Annotated in this window: 1 protein-coding gene; it reads right to left on the bottom strand. The window is 66.6% G+C overall.

The window, feature by feature from the left end; genetic code table 11:
* Window positions 1–1217: PucR family transcriptional regulator (locus NK1_RS33175; protein WP_063015161.1), on the bottom strand; the 1217-nt coding region annotated here is incomplete at its 5' end.

Here is a 1217-nt window from a genome sequence, read left to right as displayed (position 1 = left end):
TCATGCGGTGGTGTAGGTGCGGGCGACGAGGGCGCTGCGGAGGTACCAGAGTCCGCTGGCTTGGGTGGGGTCGAAGCCGGTGAGTTGGGCGATGCGTTTGAGGCGGTAGTCGACGGTGTTGGTGTGGACGTGGAGGAGTCGGGCGGTGCGTTGGCGGTTGAGGTTGTTGGCGATGTGGGTTTGGAGGGTGGTGAGGAGTTCGGGGTGGTGGTCGAGGGGGTTGAGGAGGGTGCCGAGGTGGTCGCGTCCGGGTCCGGGGCGGGTGAGTTGGTATTCGAGGGCGAGGTCGTCGAAGCGGTAGAGGCCGGGGATGGATTGGAGGCGGGTGACCATGTCGAGGAGTTGGTGGGTTTGGTCGGTGGCGGTGGGGATGTCGGTGGTGGGTGTGGTTGTGGTGGTGGCGGTGATGGGGACGCGGGCGGCGTGGGAGAGGTGGGTGATGAGGGTGTCGAGGTCGGTGGGTGTGGTGGTGGGGATGAGGAGGGTGCCGCCGTCGGTGGACAGGAGGGAGAGGGTGGTGGTGTGGGTGGTGGTGGCGAGGGCGGCTTGGATGCGGCGGAGTTTGCGGCGGGCGATGATGGTGGGGTCGAGGTGGGGGTTGGCTTGGTCGGGGTGTGGGGGGATGTGGAGGGCGAGGATGTGGTAGTTGTCGGCGATTTCGATGCCGCATTCGCGGGCCATGGTGCTGGTGGGGTGGCCGCCGAGGAGGGCGGAGGTGAGGGTGTGGACGGCGTTGTGGTGTTCGGAGACGACGGCGCGGAGTTCGCGGACGTAGGCGCCGGAGACGGCGGTGGTCATGGTGTCGAGGATTTCGACGAGGAGTTTGGCGCCTTGGAGGAGGTTGGTGTAGTCGGTGTGGGTGAGGGTGAGGGTGGGTTCGCTGTTGTCGGTGGTGGTGGTGCGGGTTTTGGTGGTGGCGTTGGTGACGACGAGGTCGAAGCCGATTTTGAAGCCTTCGTGGATGGCGTGGTGGATGGTGTCGATGGGGACGCCTTCGCGGGCCCAGGCGGCGGCGGCGTCTTTGAGGCGTTCGGTTTTTTCGGGGATGTCGCGGCCGTCGAGGAGGCTGATGGCGAGTTCGAGGCAGGTGCGGGTGATGGTGGTGATGTCGCCGTGGATGGCGTCGCCGGGCAGGGTGCCGCAGGGGGCGACGTTTTCGACGAAGTGGCCGACCATGTGCCGCGACAGCGACCACACATCCTTCAACGGCGACGACA

The sequence above is a fragment of the Nocardia kruczakiae NBRC 101016 genome, from assembly GCF_001612965.1.
Taxonomy (GTDB): Bacteria; Actinomycetota; Actinomycetes; order Mycobacteriales; family Mycobacteriaceae; genus Nocardia; species Nocardia kruczakiae.
This window is presented reverse-complemented; position numbering and strand designations above follow the sequence as displayed.